At 71.8% G+C, this 15,941-nt stretch carries 18 protein-coding genes and 1 tRNA gene; 10 read left to right on the top strand and 9 right to left on the bottom strand.

Annotated features, from left to right (window positions below):
* Positions 1 to 31: 31 nt before the first annotated feature.
* On the bottom strand, positions 32 to 649 hold the full coding sequence (locus AB0B50_RS15595) for a superoxide dismutase family protein (RefSeq protein WP_362330833.1): 618 nt from the start codon (positions 647 to 649) through the stop codon (positions 32 to 34).
* A gap of 250 nt (positions 650 to 899) precedes the next feature.
* Here AB0B50_RS15595 and AB0B50_RS15590 point away from each other — a divergent pair, with 250 nt between their 5' ends.
* Positions 900 to 1,541, top strand: coding sequence for a VTT domain-containing protein (locus tag AB0B50_RS15590; protein WP_362330831.1), 642 nt, complete (start codon positions 900 to 902; stop codon positions 1,539 to 1,541).
* Between the two features lie 114 nt (positions 1,542 to 1,655).
* On the opposite strand, the gene AB0B50_RS15585 is transcribed toward AB0B50_RS15590, so the two are convergent.
* Positions 1,656 to 1,889 carry a DUF2277 domain-containing protein gene (locus AB0B50_RS15585; protein WP_362330828.1) on the bottom strand — a complete coding sequence of 78 codons (234 nt, stop codon included), beginning with the start codon at positions 1,887 to 1,889 and terminating at the stop codon, positions 1,656 to 1,658.
* Positions 1,890 to 1,899: 10 nt separating this feature from the next.
* Positions 1,900 to 2,697: a hypothetical protein gene (locus tag AB0B50_RS15580; protein WP_362330825.1), complete on the bottom strand. Its 798-nt coding sequence runs from the start codon at positions 2,695 to 2,697 to the stop codon at positions 1,900 to 1,902.
* Positions 2,698 to 2,839: 142 nt separating this feature from the next.
* Between AB0B50_RS15580 and AB0B50_RS15575 the strand changes: the two genes are divergently transcribed.
* The 3 genes from AB0B50_RS15575 (at position 2,840) to AB0B50_RS15565 (ending at position 4,775) form a co-directional block, all read left to right on the top strand.
* Positions 2,840 to 3,190 carry a hypothetical protein gene (locus tag AB0B50_RS15575; protein ID WP_362330822.1) on the top strand — a complete coding sequence of 117 codons (351 nt, stop codon included), beginning with the start codon at positions 2,840 to 2,842 and terminating at the stop codon, positions 3,188 to 3,190.
* 117 nt (positions 3,191 to 3,307) lie between these two features.
* Positions 3,308 to 3,601, top strand: coding sequence for a hypothetical protein (locus AB0B50_RS15570; protein ID WP_362330819.1), 294 nt, complete (start codon positions 3,308 to 3,310; stop codon positions 3,599 to 3,601).
* A gap of 859 nt (positions 3,602 to 4,460) precedes the next feature.
* On the top strand, positions 4,461 to 4,775 hold the full coding sequence (locus AB0B50_RS15565) for a hypothetical protein (protein ID WP_362330816.1): 315 nt from the start codon (positions 4,461 to 4,463) through the stop codon (positions 4,773 to 4,775).
* 699 nt (positions 4,776 to 5,474) lie between these two features.
* Here the strand turns inward: AB0B50_RS15565 and AB0B50_RS15560 are convergent.
* Both AB0B50_RS15560 and AB0B50_RS15555 read right to left on the bottom strand, forming a co-directional pair.
* Entirely contained in the window at positions 5,475 to 5,768 is a 294-nt protein-coding gene (locus AB0B50_RS15560; RefSeq protein ID WP_362331618.1) for a hypothetical protein, read from the bottom strand.
* Between the two features lie 159 nt (positions 5,769 to 5,927).
* Positions 5,928 to 6,059, bottom strand: a complete 132-nt coding sequence (locus AB0B50_RS15555) for a hypothetical protein (protein WP_362330813.1) — start codon at positions 6,057 to 6,059, stop codon at positions 5,928 to 5,930.
* Between the two features lie 703 nt (positions 6,060 to 6,762).
* Here AB0B50_RS15555 and AB0B50_RS15550 point away from each other — a divergent pair.
* On the top strand, positions 6,763 to 6,978 hold the full coding sequence (locus tag AB0B50_RS15550; RefSeq protein WP_362330810.1) for a hypothetical protein: 216 nt from the start codon (positions 6,763 to 6,765) through the stop codon (positions 6,976 to 6,978).
* A gap of 83 nt (positions 6,979 to 7,061) precedes the next feature.
* On the opposite strand, the gene AB0B50_RS15545 is transcribed toward AB0B50_RS15550, so the two are convergent.
* A tRNA-Val gene (locus AB0B50_RS15545) sits at positions 7,062 to 7,133 on the bottom strand.
* A gap of 173 nt (positions 7,134 to 7,306) precedes the next feature.
* On the opposite strand from AB0B50_RS15545, the gene AB0B50_RS15540 reads away from it, so the two are divergent.
* The 5 genes from AB0B50_RS15540 (at position 7,307) to AB0B50_RS15520 (ending at position 12,121) form a co-directional block, all read left to right on the top strand.
* Positions 7,307 to 8,107 (top strand): DUF4097 family beta strand repeat-containing protein, encoded by an 801-nt coding sequence (locus AB0B50_RS15540; RefSeq protein WP_362330807.1) that lies wholly within the window; start codon positions 7,307 to 7,309, stop codon positions 8,105 to 8,107.
* 311 nt (positions 8,108 to 8,418) lie between these two features.
* Entirely contained in the window at positions 8,419 to 9,744 is a 1,326-nt protein-coding gene (locus tag AB0B50_RS15535) for a hypothetical protein (protein WP_362331615.1), read from the top strand.
* Between the two features lie 189 nt (positions 9,745 to 9,933).
* Entirely contained in the window at positions 9,934 to 10,497 is a 564-nt protein-coding gene (locus AB0B50_RS15530; protein WP_362330804.1) for a DUF4383 domain-containing protein, read from the top strand.
* A 23-nt stretch (positions 10,498 to 10,520) separates the two neighbouring features.
* Entirely contained in the window at positions 10,521 to 11,153 is a 633-nt protein-coding gene (locus tag AB0B50_RS15525; RefSeq protein WP_362330801.1) for a bifunctional 4-hydroxy-2-oxoglutarate aldolase/2-dehydro-3-deoxy-phosphogluconate aldolase, read from the top strand.
* Complete coding sequence (locus AB0B50_RS15520; RefSeq protein ID WP_362330798.1) at positions 11,150 to 12,121, top strand: sugar kinase; 972 nt, start codon at positions 11,150 to 11,152, stop codon at positions 12,119 to 12,121. Before AB0B50_RS15525 ends, AB0B50_RS15520 begins: the two co-directional genes overlap by 4 nt.
* 172 nt (positions 12,122 to 12,293) lie before the next feature.
* Here AB0B50_RS15520 and AB0B50_RS15515 read toward each other — a convergent pair whose 3' ends face one another.
* The 3 genes from AB0B50_RS15515 to AB0B50_RS15505 are packed head-to-tail and all read right to left on the bottom strand — an operon-like array spanning position 12,294 to position 15,940.
* Positions 12,294 to 12,509 carry a zinc ribbon domain-containing protein gene (locus AB0B50_RS15515; RefSeq protein WP_362330795.1) on the bottom strand — a complete coding sequence of 72 codons (216 nt, stop codon included), beginning with the start codon at positions 12,507 to 12,509 and terminating at the stop codon, positions 12,294 to 12,296.
* Between the two features lie 9 nt (positions 12,510 to 12,518).
* The gene (locus AB0B50_RS15510; protein ID WP_362331612.1) at positions 12,519 to 13,319 is read right to left on the bottom strand and encodes an HAD family hydrolase; all 801 of its coding nucleotides are present in this window, start codon (positions 13,317 to 13,319) and stop codon (positions 12,519 to 12,521) included.
* 8 nt (positions 13,320 to 13,327) lie between these two features.
* A complete protein-coding gene (locus AB0B50_RS15505) occupies positions 13,328 to 15,940 on the bottom strand; it encodes a phosphoribosyltransferase (RefSeq protein ID WP_362331610.1) in 2,613 nt (870 codons plus the stop codon).
* Between the last annotated feature and the right edge of the window lies 1 nt (position 15,941).

Here is a 15,941-nt window from a genome sequence, read left to right as displayed (position 1 = left end):
GGCGCCGCCGTCGTTGCGGCACCCGCCGCCCCTAGGCCACGGGCAGCGAACCGAACGGCACCGTGAAGCACGCGACGCGGTCGCCCGCGCCGCCCTGCTCGCGGTGCAGGACCACCGAGGCGGCCTCGCCCGGCCTGAATCCCCAGCGGTGGTGCGCCCACGCCGACCCCGAGCCGTCCGCGGCGGCCGTGAAGTCCAGCCACACCTCGTTGTCGGAGTTCAGATAGGCGGGGTCCTTCGACGGCCGCACCGGATCGACGCGGTGCTGGTAGTGGCCGCCCGCCGCGTCGGGCGTCGCGCCGCACGGCTTCCGGTGCACGTGCACGCCGTACGCATGGCCCGGCCTCAGGCCCCTGACCCGCGCCGTGACGGTGGTGCCCGCCGCGTCGCTGCGCTGCTCGACCTGGATCCAGGACGCCGCGGGAACGAGGCCCATGTCGTAGGTGACCGCGGGCGAGGGGATGAGGGCCATGGGCGGCGCGAAGGTCGCCTCGGCCCGCATCCAGTAGGCGTCCGCCGCGCTGCGGGTGGTCACGCCGCCGGTCGCTCCGTCCCCGGGCACGCCGCCCTGCACGCCGCCGCCGGTCACGCCGCCGCCCGTGCTCAGCACGGCCGCCGCCACGGCGCCGACCAGTATTCCTGCCGCCATTCGCCCGCTCCTGTTCCTCGTGTTGCGCTTGTCCCCCTTGGCCCCTGCCTCGTTCGTACGGGACTTCGCAGGCGCGCGCCGCGCCGGAGGAGGCAGCCGGGTGAACATGACGTGACGGTCGTCCGGGGCCCCAGTGGATCTACGGCGGAGCACGCGGCGTACGCTGTACAGCTGACATCAGGCCGCCCCTGCCGTTTCCTCGCGACACAGCGGCAACGCACTGCCGAACGGGGAACAACGGGGAGTCACGGTGCTGGAAAGTGTGGGGGCGTTGACCGGCAGCCCTTGGATCTACGTGGTCGTGGCCCTGTCCGTCCTGTTCGACGTCTTCGTGCCGGTCCTGCCCAGCGGCGTCCTCGTCATCATGTCGGCCACCGCGGCAGCCGCGGCCCAGACCGGCACGGGACGGGTACCGGACGGGGTCCCCGACATCCTGATGCTCATGCTGTGCGCCGCCACCGCATCCGTACTCGGCGACATGGCCGCGTTCCGCCTCGCCTGGCGCGGCGGCGCACGCCTGGACCGCGCCATCGCCCGCTCCCGGCGTCTGACCACCGCGCAGGAGCGGCTCGGCACGGCGCTCGCGCGGGGCGGCGGCGTCCTCGTCGTCATCGCGCGCTTCGCACCCGCGGGGCGCTCGGTCGTCTCCCTCGGCGCGGGCGCGGCCCACCGCAAGGTGCGCGAGTTCCTGCCGTGGTCGGCGCTGGCGGGGGTGGCCTGGGCGGGATACAGCGTCGCCCTCGGCTACTTCGGCGGCCAGTGGCTCGGCGCGACCTGGCTGGCCACGGGCGTCTCACTGCTCGCGCTGATCGCGGCGGGCGCGGGCGCGGCGTTCCTGGTGCGACGGCCGCGACACGAGGCGCGCCAGGAGGCGGGCCCGGCGGCAGGCTGAGCGGCGGACCGCGCTACGGGCCGCGGCGTGCGGAGCTGCCGAGCCGCGCGGGCCGCAGCGGACGGAGCTGCCGAGCTGTGCAGACCGCGGCGGACGGAGCTGCCGAGCCGCGGGCTAGGAGGCGCTCTGCGAGGCCCGCGCCCCGCGCACCTCGAGCCCCGCCAGCAGTTCCGCCGTCGCCTCGGCCACGGCGTCCACGGCGCGGTCGAAGACCTCGCGGTTGTGCGCGGCCGGGGCGCGGAACCCGGACACCTTGCGCACGTACTGAAGCGCGGCCGCCCGGATCTCCTCCTCGGTGGCGTCCTCGGGGATGGCGGGCGGGCGCAGCGTCTTGATGCTTCGGCACATGCCTCCAGTGTTACGGCAGGCGGTGCCCCGGTGCCAGCACGGGCCGCTCCTCGCGGAACTCCCCGAGGGGGAGCTCGACCTGCGCCTGGCACGCCGTTCGCCCGCACTCGCAGGCCAGGGACAGAACGGCGGCCGCGGCGTCGCCGAGCGCCCAGGGGCGGGCGAAGAACCCCTCGTACTGCCGGACGGTCGCGCGGTTCGCGTACCGCAGCAGGCGTGCCCGCTCGGCCGCGCCGCGCGCCACGGGCCCGGCTGCCAGGGCATCGGCGAAGAGCTTCTCCACCTCGGTGACGGTGTCCGCCACACTCCGCCGCCCGTCGACGGCCAGAACACGCGCGCCGGACCCGGCCACCTGCGTCTCGATCTCGCCGAGCAGCGACCGGTACAACTCGGCGACTCCCGGCCGCAGTCCGCGTCCGGCGAGGCGGGCGCGCTGCACCTCGGGCGTCGGCAGCAACCACACCGCACGGTCGCCCGCCCCGGCGACCGCGGGCGTGACGGGTGTGCCCTCGGCGACGGTGAGCGGGGCGTCGGGCAGGGCGCGCAGATCCTCGGCGATCATCGCGCCGCGCTCGTGGTGCAGGGACATCGCGAGGAGCTCCCCGGGCGGCGCCGACCAGCGCTCCGCGGGCGGCAGCCGCTCCCACCGGGCGGCGGCCGCGTGCCCCGCGGCGAGCGCGCGGTCGCGGTGCTCCCAGGTGTGGGCGTCGGCGTTGTACCAGCGCAGCCCGTGCCGCCGCGCGAGCAGCCGGGCCACGGTCGTCTTGCCCGCCCCCGGCGGCCCACCGATCCACAGCACGGACGCCATGCGCCCCAGTGAACCACCGGCACCACGGCCCCTCGTACCGCTCGCCCCTCCCTTGTTCCCTCTGCCCCCTCTGGCTCGTTCTCTGGCTCGTTCGCGCGTGTATCGCTCGCACCGCAAATTCGAACAGGAGTAGCATTACGGCGTGTCCGCATCCCCTTCGCACGACTTCCCGAGCGACCTCCTCGCCGGCCAGGAGGAACTGCACCAGGTCCGCTCCGAACTCCTGGCGCTGCTCAAACGTCTGCCCTGGTCGGTCGAGCCGCTCGACGGCTTCAGCGACACCGGCGGCTGGCGGAAAGTGGAACGCCCCGCCTCCCCCGGCTGGAGCCCCGACGAACAGTCCGAGGTCGAGAAACTCCGGGCGCGGGAGCGGGAGTTGGCGGTCTTCGTGAGCTGCCATCGCTACTGGGAACAGGTCTCGGGACCCGATGCGGTCGCCGCGAGAGCCCGTCTCAAACACGCCCACGAGACACCGGACGGATCCCTGTCGTAAATCCATTGACAGCCGCAGACGGCGGGCGTTGACTCCTTCTACCAACGGCGTGAAGGAGCCTCTCCCAAGCCCGTTCACGCTCCGTTCGAGCCCCCTTCGAGCCACGGAGGTGCAGCCATGAACGTCCTGATAGTCATCGCGATCCTGGCGCTCTTCGGCCTGGGCTTCAACCAGCCAATCCTGTGGCTGGCCGCCGCGGCACTCGCCTTCTACCTGGCCCGGTTCTACGAAGGCGGCGGCTCCACCACCAAGAAGAGCAACTCCAGCAGCAGCGGAGGCATGGGCGGATCAGGCGGTGGCGGAGGCGGTGGCGGCTATCCCAAGACCTACCGCGACTACCGCATCCGCAAGGAACGCCAGGAGCGCTGGGACCGCAGGTACCGCAGGACCCACCCGGGTTCCGGCCGCTGACCCGGCCCTCGCCGCACCGAGCGCCCCGGCGAAGAGACCACGACCACAAGAGACCACGGCCAAGGACAAGGCCCCCCGCCGAGATCGGCGGGGGGCCTTCGTCACCGGTGGGCGCGGACGGTTTCGAACCGCCGACATCCTCCTTGTAAGAGCATCGCTCCCAAGATCCAGAGTTTCCAAGAGCCGCCGAGGCCCACCGAGGGGGCTTTGTGGACTCCTTGTGGACTCCCGGCCGAGTCGATCGCTCAACGACACGGAGTCCACTGTAACGGCCGTCACAGTGCAGGCCACCTCAGGCCAGGGCTTAAGCGGCGCGTTGGCGCACTGCTGACACTGAGGGCCTCGGAATCGAAGGTCGGCCGCCCCGACCCACCCGACATCGGCCTGTCCGCCACCGCGACTGCATCTCTGCGTTCGGCGTTTACTGGACGGGTGCGCGACATATCGCTCGGGGTGCTGCGCTTCCCCCCTGTCGATTCACGCTGGGCTATAGCAGGCCCGGCAGTTCGGCACCAACGGATGGACGACTTTGGGAAGTCGGGGAATATCCAGCGTCATTCCGCGATGCCAAGTGGGCGATGCTCAAGTTCTCCTCAACCAAGTTGATCTTACCCTCGGGATGTGCATACCGTGATCACAGGCGGAACTCGACCATCCGCTTGAAAGCTAAACCATGGGAACACATGCACATACGTAAGGCCGCAGTTATCGGAACGACCACGCTGGTGGCACTTTCCGGAATTGCAATGGCACCCGCGGCACACGCAAAGGGCGGTACCACCACCAGCACCAAGGTTTGGAAGTTCTACCCGGGGGGGGCGGTGCGGGAACTACCCGCACCGGAGAAATCGACTTCACGGTGACTACCGTTACCAAGAGCAACGGCGCCATTGATCGCGTCACGGGCTCACTCTCTGGCCACAACAACGTCCAGGGCCAGGCCCTCGGCATCAAGATGGACTTCACGCAGCCCTACATCGTTACGGGTGACAGCAACCGCCAGCACCTCCGCGGGAAGGTAGTCCTCCAGTCATGCCTCGCCAAGCACCTCCCCGTCTGCGGCCCCTACTCGACGGTAACCTTCGATGCTATCGTGAATAGGTACGGCCCGCAGACTCCGGCGACGGTTAAGTCTTCCAACAAGAAGCTGTGGCCGATCCACAAGACCAAGTAGGGGTTTTCGAGGTGAATGCAGCGCAGCCGAGGAACATTTGGCCGAGCCTCTCGGGGGTGATCCTGGGACTAATTCTCATGGCGGCCGGGGTTGGATATATCGCCGCGGAACCACAGAAGTCAGCTTGGATCGTCACCCTTGGCGCCGCATTGCTCGTTGCGGGTGGATTCGTCTTCTGGAAGTTCCTCAAGAAGATGCGCGACTTCCGTCACACGTATTAACAGATCCGTGATTTTGCAGCGCCGAGGGAAGGCGCGCTGACCCGCACTTCACAACGCTTAAGGGCCCTCTGGGAAGCAGTCCAGAGGGCCCTTGAGCGTGGCCTCGGTCGGGCAGTGCCGCTCCGTCGAACTATCAGGATCGAAACGGTGCTCTCGGTGCCCCTGATGCCCTAGGCCGCCTCGTACTGGCGCGCCTGCCCTCCCCGCCACTGCACCCGCTCCGGCCACCTGTCGGCGCAGGGCGGAAGCACGATGGACGAGGAGCCGGCCTTGGGGCCTGGTGCTCACGTTCCTCTTGGTCGGGGCACCGTGACCGTGATTGGCGGGTTAGTGATCTGCGGGTACACAGGAGTGCACCCGGCGGTGCAGCGCTCTGCACGACTGCACCGGCAGGTAGGCCGGGCATTGCCCGCGGCTCAGGTAGCAACAGCGTGGTGGCCCCGAGGCGGCAATGCCGCAGGGCCACCTGTTGCGTGTCTCAGATGGTGTAGGCAGTCCAGCCGACGGTCTCGCTGGTGTGTTTGCCGTCGGCCGTGACGCCGCCGCCGTAGATCTCATTGAAACGGATCTTGAAGCCGGTGTTGCTCACTTCGTGCAGCCGCACGCCCGGTGTTTCGGGCCCGTTGAAGGTCTGCACCGTGACCTGCACGATGATGTCTGACCCCGGCGGGAAGGGGGTGGGGAAGTCGACTCGCTTGAAGGTATCGGTCTTGCCGCCGGTCGTCTCGGTGGAGTGGGACGAATCCAGGGTCAGCTTGCCGCTTTGGATCATGCTCACCGCGTGACTCCTTCAGCTGGCGCATCCAGGGCCGCTGGGCGGCCCTGCGGAACCCCGATTCAAGCGCCGCGCCAAGTAGGCCGGAAGACCCATTCCCGACAGTTCCGCAGAACGCGCGGCCCATCGTCACTCCAGAGACTCACGCACGTGCAGTCACTCGGCCAACCCGTCCTCGGCATGCCGGACCGCCTGCTTCGTCGCCATCTCGACCTCATGTCGAGCCTGTCCGGTCGCCGCCGCGTGCGCCGTGACGGCCGCCCGGAACGCCTCGGCTCGTCGCCCCACCGGCGCCACCGCGCGGCGTACTCCTCGCCGTCGAGGCCCGCGAGCTTGGCGCGCTCTTCCCCGGCGGATCGCTCCAGCTTGATCAATTGATCGGAGATGTCTGCCACGAACGGATCTTGAGCGAGCAGCACGAAGCCCCCACCTCGCCCCGCGAGGCAGGGGCTTAGCCACGCAGGGGGCCTCAGTCGTCGGCGCCCGAGCCCCCGCCCTTCAGGTCCGTGCGCTCACCCGGCCGCAGTTCCCGCGCCTTGTAGTACGCGCGCGCCTCAGTGAGGTCCCAGAAGTCGCGGGTGCTCCCCGGCTTCCTGCGCGCGCCCGGGAAGTCTGGGTCCTTCAGCCGCGGGGCGTGCAGCCACTGCCGCGTTACCCCCAGCTCGGCGGCGAGCTGCGTAAGGCCCCGTCCTCATCGACTTCAGGGTGAAGAGCGCATGGTGGTTGGTCCCGCTCTCAGCAGCCGAGCAACTTGAGGACGTCCGGCACATCACCGTGCGCCTTCCTGACTGGCCGCTGCACTGCCCGCCCACACACCGCTGCGTTGGCAGTCGTGTGTGGTTGGAAGCCCCGGACGGCCGCGGTCGCCTCATGAACCCCGCGCACCTGGCTGCCGCGCTCGGCCCCGGCGGCGGCCCGAGACTCCCAGCGGGGGTCATCGGATGACCCTCACCGAGCACCTCGCTGGGAGTCTCGGCTGCCGTCAGTCGCCTTGCTGTCAGATCGCCAGGTCCGCGGCCAGGACTGCGTGTTCTGCGGCATCGCCCTGCGTGCGGGCGCCGCCGTCGACCTCGGCGCTCGTGAGCTCAAGCGCTGCGGTGCGACCGTGCGCTGGTTCAGCAGTGACTCCATGCGCGAGACCGGCGCCGTCCAGTCCCTCGAACGAGTGACGGGCATCTCAAGATCACGCGGGGATGTGGACTTTTAGTGGATTCCGGCCACGAAGAGACCCCCCAGCCGATCACGACTGAGGGGCCATAAAACAGGCTCTCACCTGCTACTTCCTACCGGTGGGCGCGGACGGTTTCGAACCGCCGACATCCTCCTTGTAAGGGAGGCGCTCTACCCCTGAGCTACGCGCCCGGGAACGAGTGGACAGCCTACCTTGCCGCAGGCAGTGCCCCGCAAACCCGTATCGCGTCCCGACCGGGGGTTAACCCCACCCCCGGCCCTGTGGTGGCCCGGATCGTCCCGGCTGGGGCAGGTCCGTACAGTCTGACGGAGAGATACAAGATCGTCTTCAGGGGGAGCCCGTCATGACCGTCCGCAGCCGCCGCCCGCGCGCGGTCAGCGCACTCGCCGCCGCCGGAGGGACCGTGGCCGTCGCCCTGCTCGTCGGGGCGTGCGGGGCCGACGCCGGGAGCGATACCGACCCGGAGCACAAGGCGTTCGCGCTGCCCGGCAAGACCCTGACCGTCGACTCCAGCGACTCCGAGCTCGAACTGGTCCCGGCGCGCGGCGACACCAAGGACGTACGCGTGACCCGGTGGTTCGACGGGTCGACCGTGCTCGGCGGCGACCCGAAGGTGACGTGGGAGATGAAGGGCGACCGGCTCACGCTGGGCATGAAGTGCTCCGGCGTCATCGCGAACTGCTCGGCCAGGCACCGTGTCGAGGTGCCCCGCGGTGTCGCCCTGACCGTCGAGAACAAGGACGGCCGGGTCACCGCGAGCGGCTTCCGGGACACCCTGAAGGTGCGCACCAAGGACGGCTCCGTCACCGTCGAGAACGCCGCGGGCCCGCTCGACCTGTACAGCTCCGACGGCTCGGTCACCGCGAGCGGGGTGACGTCGCGGAAGGTGGCCGTCGACTCCAAGGACGGCGCCGTGAAGCTCGAACTGACCGCCGTGCCCGACCGCGTCGAGGCCCGCAGCAAGGACGGCTCCGTCGACATCGCCGTTCCGGACAAGAAGGACGGCACGTCCGTCTTGTACGACGTACGGACCGACACCCGCAACGGTTCCGTCGATGTGGCGGTGCCGCGCGCCGACAACAGCCCCCACCACGTGTCCGTCCGCAGCGACGACGGCAAAGTCACCGTGCGCAGCGCGAACTAACCGGCCCGTGTATTCGTCTTTAACCGGTGGGAGAATGTGACACCGGGCAGGGCGGATGACAGCACGGGAGAGGCATAGTGACGGCGACACCTTCGCAGCCGTACACACCGGACAGGACAGGGGCAGGGGCAGGGACCGAGTCCGAGTCCGAGGCCGAGGCCGAGGAGACAGCGGCGGGGAAGACGGAAACCGGGAAGGGGACGGGCGCGGTGCGCGCGCCGCACGGCCCCACGCATTCGCCCCGCGCGGGCGCCCGCCGCGGCGGACCCCGGCGTCATGCCCTCGGCCCTCTGCGTGACGCCCTCGGCCCCCTGCGCGACTCCCTCGTCCTCGTCACCGCCGTCACCCTCTCCCTGCCGCTGCTCGCCGCGGCCGTCCCCGCCGCGTTCGCCGGCGGCGGCACCCGCCGGTGGTTCGGGGGCCGCGGCGAGAGCCTGCGCGCAGAGGCACAGGCCGCGAAGGACGCCGCCGCCGCGGCCTTCTACGAACTGGACACCGCCCAGCGCGAGCTGAGGATCTCCATCGAGACGATCGTCGCCGTGGACTCCTCCCCCGCGGCCCAGCGCGCCGTCTCCGACTTCGAGGCGATCGGCCGGCGCATCGACGAGGTCAGCCACCAGTACATCAGCGCGGTGGACGCCCACGACCTCGACCGGGACGACCTGGAGTCGTCGGTGGCGTCCCGCGCGCGGAGCGAACTGACCCAGGCCAAGGACGAGCTGGGCAGGGCCAAGCAGGAGCTGGAGCGCTTCCAGCAGGGCCTCGGCCCGCTGCTCGACAAGGCGGAGACACAGCTCGCCCGGCTCGCGCCCGCCGTGGAGCGCGCCCGTCAGACGCTGCTCGCCGCCAGCAATGCCCTGGACGCCGTGCGCGCCGCGGGCCTCAAGGCCGACGACCTCGCGGCCCGCCTCGCCGGCCTCGGCCCCGAGCTGACCAAGCTCAACCAGGGCGCGGGCCGGCACGGCGTACCGGAGACGCTGCAGCGCGCCGACCGCGTCCTGCGCGACGCCGAGGCCGTGCGCGCCGAGGCCGAGCGGCTGCCCGAGCGCGCCGCCGAGATAGACCGGCGCCTCGTGTCGCTGCGCACCCGCGCCCAGGCCCTGACCACCCGCAGCGGCCAGGTCGACCCGGTCCTCAGCGAGCTGCGGCGCCGCTTCTCCGCCGCCTGCTGGCAGGACCTGCAGCGCGTCCCCGACCAGGCCGCTCAGAACGTGCGCCAGGCCGAGACCAAGCTCGAGGAGGCCCAGCAGGCCCGCGACGAACAGCGCTGGCCGGACGCCACCTCCCTGCTCTCCACGGTCCGCGCGCTGCTGAACTCGACGGACGAGGCGGTCTCCGCGGCGGGCGACCGGCTCCAGCGGCTGAACGCGGTGGCCAAGGACCCGCAGCAGGAGATCGAGCGCACCCGCTTCGCGATCCGGGACGCGCAGCGCCTGGCGATGACGGGCCGCCAGACCCCCGAGCCGCGCCACGCCCGCCCGCTGGACGACTCCGTGGCCCGCCTGGACCGCGCGGTGGCCTCCCTGGAGGGCCGCCACCCGGATTACTGGCACTTCCTGACCGAGACCGAGGCGGTGCGCACGACCGTGGCGCGCGTGGTCGCGCAGATCCGCGAGGAGCGGGGCCAGGGGGGCTGAGGGGGTCAGGAGGCTGAGGGGACCAGGGGACCAGGGGACCAGGGGGGCTGAGGGGGTCAGGAGGCTGAGGGGACCAGAGCGCTGAGGGGACCGCTGCGTTTGGCAGTCGCCGCCCCGCGGGCGGATCCTGGAGTTACGTACGGACTCCACGTACGGACGTAGGGCCTCCGCACGACCAGGGAGGCGGACATGGCCACGCACACACTCCACCCGGGGGCGAAGGGCCGCGGACGGCACATCAGGCTCGACGAGGAGCTGCCCGTCGACCACCGGCTCAGCAAGGTCTACCGCGCGGGCGCCGGTCTCATGGGGCTCGTCCTGCTCGCGTTCGGCGTCCTCGGGCTCATCGACAAGGTCGGCTTCTTCGACACCCGCGGCGACACCGTCGCCGGGCTCAACACCAACGGCGCGCTCAGCGTCCTGTCGATCGCGGTGGGTCTGCTGCTCTTCGCCGGCATGGTGATCGGCGGCAACACCGCGTCGACGCTGAACATGGTCCTCGGCGCCGCGTTCGTACTCAGCGGCTTCGTCAATCTCGCCCTGCTGGACTCCCGCTACAACTTCCTGGCGTTCCGGATCCAGAACGTCCTGTTCAGCTTCGTGGTCGGCGTGCTGCTCATGGCCTTCGGGATGTACGGGCGGGTCAGCGGCGGCCTGCCGCACGACAACCCCTACTGGAAGGCCCGCCACCCCGATCAGGCACGGCCGATTCCGCGGGTCGGGAGGGCGCAGCACCCGGGGCGGGCGCGCTGACACTGCTGTGCGAATCTGGGGAGATGCCCGACCTCCTCGACTTCCCCGCGGCGCTCCGGGCGCGGCGCCTCGTCGCCATCGTGCGCGGCACCGACCCCGAGGCCTCCTTCCGTACGGTCATGACGCTCGCCGAATCCGGCATCCCTCTGGTGGAGGTCTCCCTCAGCGGCGCCGACGCCCTGGGCGTGCTGCGCAGGGCGCGCGCCGAACTGGGCGCCGACGTCTGGCTCGGCGCCGGCACGGTCCTCACCGCGAAGGACGCCCGCGCGGCCGCCGACGCGGGCGCCAACCTCATCGTGACGCCGGGCCTCGGCGCGGGCGTCGACGAGGCGGTGCGGCTCGGGCTTGTGGTGCTCGGCGGTGTCCTCACGCCGACCGACGTCATCGCGGCCGAGGCGGCGGGCGTGACCGCGCTGAAGATCTTCCCCGCCTCGGCGGTGGGCGGCCCCGCCTATCTCAAGGCCCTGCAAGGCCCCTTCCCCCGTACGCCCTTCGTGCCGGTCGGCGGCGTGGACGCGGCGGCGGCCGAGGCGTATCTGGCGCTCGGCGCGGTCGCGGTGGGCGTCGGCTCACCGCTGATCGGCGACGCGGCGGACGGCGGCGACCTCGCCGCGCTGCGGGCACGGGCGGCGGAGTTCGTGAAGGTGACCTCGTGAGGCCCGGCGCGCCACGCTACGACGTCCTGACCCTCGGCGAATCCATGGTCGCCCTGCGCGGCAGCAGACCGCTCAAACTGGGCGGCTCCATGGACGTGTCCGTCGCGGGCGCCGAGAGCAACGTCGCCATCGGCCTGTCCCGCCTCGGCCACGCCGTCCGCTGGGCGGGCGCGGTCGGCGACGACGAGGCCGGTGAACTGGTCCTGCGCACGCTGCGCGCGGAGGGCGTCGACGTCACCGGGGCGACGCGCGACCCGGCCGCCCCGACGGGCCTGATCCTCTTCGAGCCGAGGCTGCCGGAGGTGACCCGCGTGCACTACTACCGCGCGGGCTCGGCGGGTTCACGGCTCACCCCGGAAGCGGTGGAGGCCGCCTTCGCCGCGGGCCCCGCGCCGCGCGTCCTGCATCTGACCGGCATCACCCCGGCCCTCGGCCCGTCGGCGGCCGAGGCCTGCCGCCGCGCCCTGCGCCTGGCCCGCGACCACGGCACGCAGGCCTGCCTCGACGTCAACTTCCGCTCCCGCCTGTGGAGTTCGCGGGAGGCGGCGGCGGAACTGCGGTCCTGGATCCCGTACGTGGATGTCCTCATCGCCTCGGACGACGAACTGCCCCTGTGTCTCGCGTCATCGGAGTCGACCCCGTCGTCCCCGGAGAAGACCCTCCTGGAACTCGGCGTCCGCGAGGTGGTGGTCAAACTCGGCGCGTCCGGCGCCACGGCGCACACCGCCGATGGCGAACTCCACGCCCCCGCGCGCGAGGTGCGGGCGGTGGACGCGGTCGGCGCGGGCGACGCCTTCGTCGCCGGCTACCTGTCGGCCCTCCTGGACGCCGAACCCGTACCGACCCGCCTGGACCGCGCTGTCACGACGGGCGCGTTCGCGGTGGCGTCGCGGGGGGACTGGGAGGGGGCGCCTACGCGGGCGGAACTGGGGTTGCTGGGGGCGGGACCTGGGACAGTGATCCGCTGACCCCGGCCGGGAGCGCCCCGTAAGGGGCGCGGGGAACTGCGCGATCAGCCACGAAGAACCCGCGGACGCCCCCGAACCACACCCCGACGGCGCCCCGTCAGGGGCGCGGGGAACTGCGCGAGCAACCACATCCGCCCCGCAGACAACCCCGAACAAACCCCCAACGGCGCTGTCAGCCGCAACAACCCCCACCGCAGCAACCGCCGCCACCACCACCGCCACCGCGAGGCGCAGACGCCGCCGATCCACCGACCGCCACCGCCGACAACAACTTCACCGTGTCCCCGTGCCCGGCAGGGCACACCGCCGGGTCACCGGACTCGGCCATGGGCCGACTCAGTTCGAACGTGTCACCACAGGACCGGCACCGATATTCGTAACGAGGCATGGCGCAAGGCTAGCCGCGCCCCACCGCATCGAGGAACGCCCCGGCGATCCCCTCCCCCGCGGCGACCCCCCGCTCCGGCAACACCGTGAGCCCCGGCGCCACAAACCCCGTATCGGCGAGCTCCCCGTGCCCCGGCCGCCAAGAACGATCGGCGGCAAGCAGCAGATCCGCGTCGAGCAACGAGTCACCCGCGGCGAGAATCTCCTCGGCACCGGTACGCCGAGCCACCTCCCGCACCGCCGCACTCTTGGTCAGCGGCTTCGGCACCGCATAGAGCTTCCGACCCTGCAGCGACACCGTCCACCCACGCCCCTCGGCCCAGACGGCGAGCTCCTTGACCCACTCATCGGGCAGCAGCGCACGCTCGACGACGAGATACGCGAAGAGGTCCTCGGCGACACGCTCCTTGAGCAGCCAGGCCGGATCGGCGGTACGCACCAGATGCGCGCGGACCTCGTCGAGCGGAGCGCACTCCGCGGCCAGCCGCCGCGCGACGGTCGCCTGCCAGTCGGGGTCGGAGACGCCGTCGACGAGCAGGTGGCCGCCGTTGGCGCAGATCGCGAACTCCGGTGCGGGCCCCGGGAGATGGATGCGCCCGTACTGCTCGCGCGTCCGCGTGGTGGTCGGCACGAAGACCGCCGTGCGCGCCAGCTCGTCGAGGAGCCCGGCGGCGGCCTCGGTGACGTACGAGAGCGGCTTGCCCTCGTACACCTCGACGCAGAGCAACCGCGGCGCCTCGGCGTCGGACATGGTCAGGCCGAGGGCGGCGGAGGAGTAGATGAGGGTGCGGTCCAGGTCGCTGGCGACCATCACGGAAGTCACTTGGCAGCCACCGCCTTGCCGTCCGCCCCCGTCGCACCCCGCGTGTACTTGGGGTGGATCAACCCCACGCAGGTGTACGGGAGTTCACCGACCTCCTCGACCGGCACACCGCGCTGCTCGGCGAGCAGCCGTACGTGATCGAGGTCCGCCCCGGCGCCCGCGCAGGCCAGGATCTTCCAGGGGACGCGACGAAGCAGCACCCGGGTCGTCTCGCCGACGCCCGGCTTGACGAGGTTCACGTCGTGGATGCCGTACTCCTCACTGATCCGCTCGACGGCGGCCCAGCCCTCCCAGGTCGGCGCCCTTTCGGCGGACAGTACCTCTTTGACCTGGGCGTCCACCGCGTCGACGACCTCGCCGAAACGGCTCACGACCGCGTCGACGAACTCGCCCGACACATCGGCGTCCGCGAGCTCGCGGTAGAACTTGGCACCGTGGAAGTCGTCCGGGCCGACCAGATCGGCGCGGAGCACGGTGCGCGAAATCAGCCCGGAGACCGTGGAGTTGAGGCAGGCGGAGGGGATGAGGAAGTCCTCGCGGGTGCCGTAGGTGCGCACGCACGAGCCGGGGTCGGCGAGCACGGCGATCTCCGGACTGAACCCGGCGGGACCACCGGCCTCCTCGAACTCCCGTACCGCCTCGGCCAGTTCACGGGTGATCGCACCCTTGCCGGTCCAGCCGTCGACGAAGACGACGTCGGCCGGGTCGTGGTGCGCGGCGAGCCAGCGCAGCGCGTTGGCGTCGATGCCGCGGCCGCGCACGATCGACACGGCGTAGTGCGGCAGGTCGAGTCCGTGCCGGTGCGCGGCCCAGCGGCGCATCAGGACGCCTACGGGAGTGCCCGCGCGGGCCAGCGACACGAGCACCGGGCGCGGTGACCGCTCGGCGAGGACGGTCTCGGCGACCGTGCCGACCGCCTGGGCGATGCGGGCGGCGGAGGTGTCGAGGGCGGCGCGGAACAGCTCCTGGTAGCGCTCGCTCGGCTGGTACTCGACGGGCAGCGACTCGGCGTAGTGCGCGCCACCGCTCTGTATCGCCTCCTCGCGCTCCTCCGTGGGCGCTTCGAGCGTCACGTCCGAGAGGTCCTGGAGCAGCCAGCCGACGTCTTCGGGCGCGTACGAGGAGAAGGCGGGGCCGCGGAGGGGCTCGGGGAGCATGCGGGACCTTTCAGGAACGTACGCAGGCACGTTCTCGGGGGCGTTCTCAGGGGCGTTCGCAGAGGCGCACTCAGGCGCGAACTCAGGTATGTACGAGGGGACGACGGCCAGCAGGACACGCCCGGTGTGCGCGGAGAGCCGCGCCAACAGACCTTCCGGGGCGTGCAGTTGGGGCGTGTCCGCGACCGAGTCGACGACGGCGACGATCGCGTCGAAGCCGGCGCCCGCGACGTTGTAGGCGTACCGGGTTCCGGGTCCTTCGGCGGGCTCGTCGTGCGCGGGGAAGGCGAGGCGGGTGCGTATCGCGTAGCCGGGGTCGTCCACGGCGAGCACGGGCGATCGGGTCGTGGTGGAGAACCGCACCTCGGCGCCGGTCCGCCGCTCCAGCTCCACGCCGAGCGCGAGCGGCGCGTACATCAGCTCCTCGAAGCCGAGGACGAGCACGCGGCGCGCGTCGTCGGGCAGCGCCTTCGCGATCCGGGCCGCCATGTCGGGCAGCGCGGCGTCGAGGGCCGCGCGGTGCGTGGGCGTGAAGCCGTGCCGCCCGCCGTCGGGGACGCCCGCGGGCCAGCCGAGCTCGACGCGGTCGACCGGGGCGCGCTCGCCGCGGGGCCGCGGGACAGCGGCGCTCTCGGGCTTGTCCCCGGACTCGCCCCCGGGCCCGCTCTCGTGTTCGGGCTCGTGTTCGGGCTCGTGCTCGCTCTCGTGCTCGTGCTCGTGCTCGTACTCGGCGACCAGCGCCTGCCCCTTCTCCAGGACGCCGTCGGGCAGCCGCACCGTCCCGGACGCCGTCGCGACGAGGTCGACGCGCGCGCCGATCTCGCGGGCGAAGTCGTCGAGCCGCCCCTGGTCCTCGGGCGAGCGCATGTCGACCAGGGCCACGATCACGTACCGCTCGCGCGGGAAGCGCTCGTGCAGGGCTCGGACGGTGTTCAGGACGGTGTTGCCGGTGGAGAACTCGTCGTCGACGAGGACGAGCGGTCCTTCCCCGGCGAGCAGCCGCGGGTCCTCGGGCAGCAGCAGGTGCGAGGTGGCGTGCGAGTGGGACTCCTCGAAGCCGCCCGCGCGCTCGACGCCCTCGACGGGGCGGCGGGTGGAGTGCAGATAGGGCGCGAGGCCCACGCCGTCGGCGACCGCGTGGCCGAGGCCCGTCGCGGTCTCCGCGTAGCCGAGGACGAGGGCGCGTCGGGCCTCGTCGTCACCGAGGAGGCTCCGCACCCGGACGCCGAGGTCGTGCCCGGCCGCGTACACGACCGAGGGGCGCTGCGGCACGTGCTTGCCGAGCACGTTCGACACCAGGAGGTGGGCCCGCTTGGGGTTGCGGCGCAGCGCGAGCCCGAGCAGGCCGGGCAGCGCCTCGTCGCCGTCGAGCCCGACCCCGAGCCGCTCGGCGACCCAGGTCCCCGACCACACCGTCGCCTCGGGCCCCGCTTCTTCGGTCACGTACGTCATG

It is taken from the genome of Streptomyces sp. NPDC041068 (assembly GCF_040647455.1).
In the GTDB taxonomy this organism is placed as follows: domain Bacteria; phylum Actinomycetota; class Actinomycetes; order Streptomycetales; family Streptomycetaceae; genus Streptomyces.
This window is presented reverse-complemented; position numbering and strand designations above follow the sequence as displayed.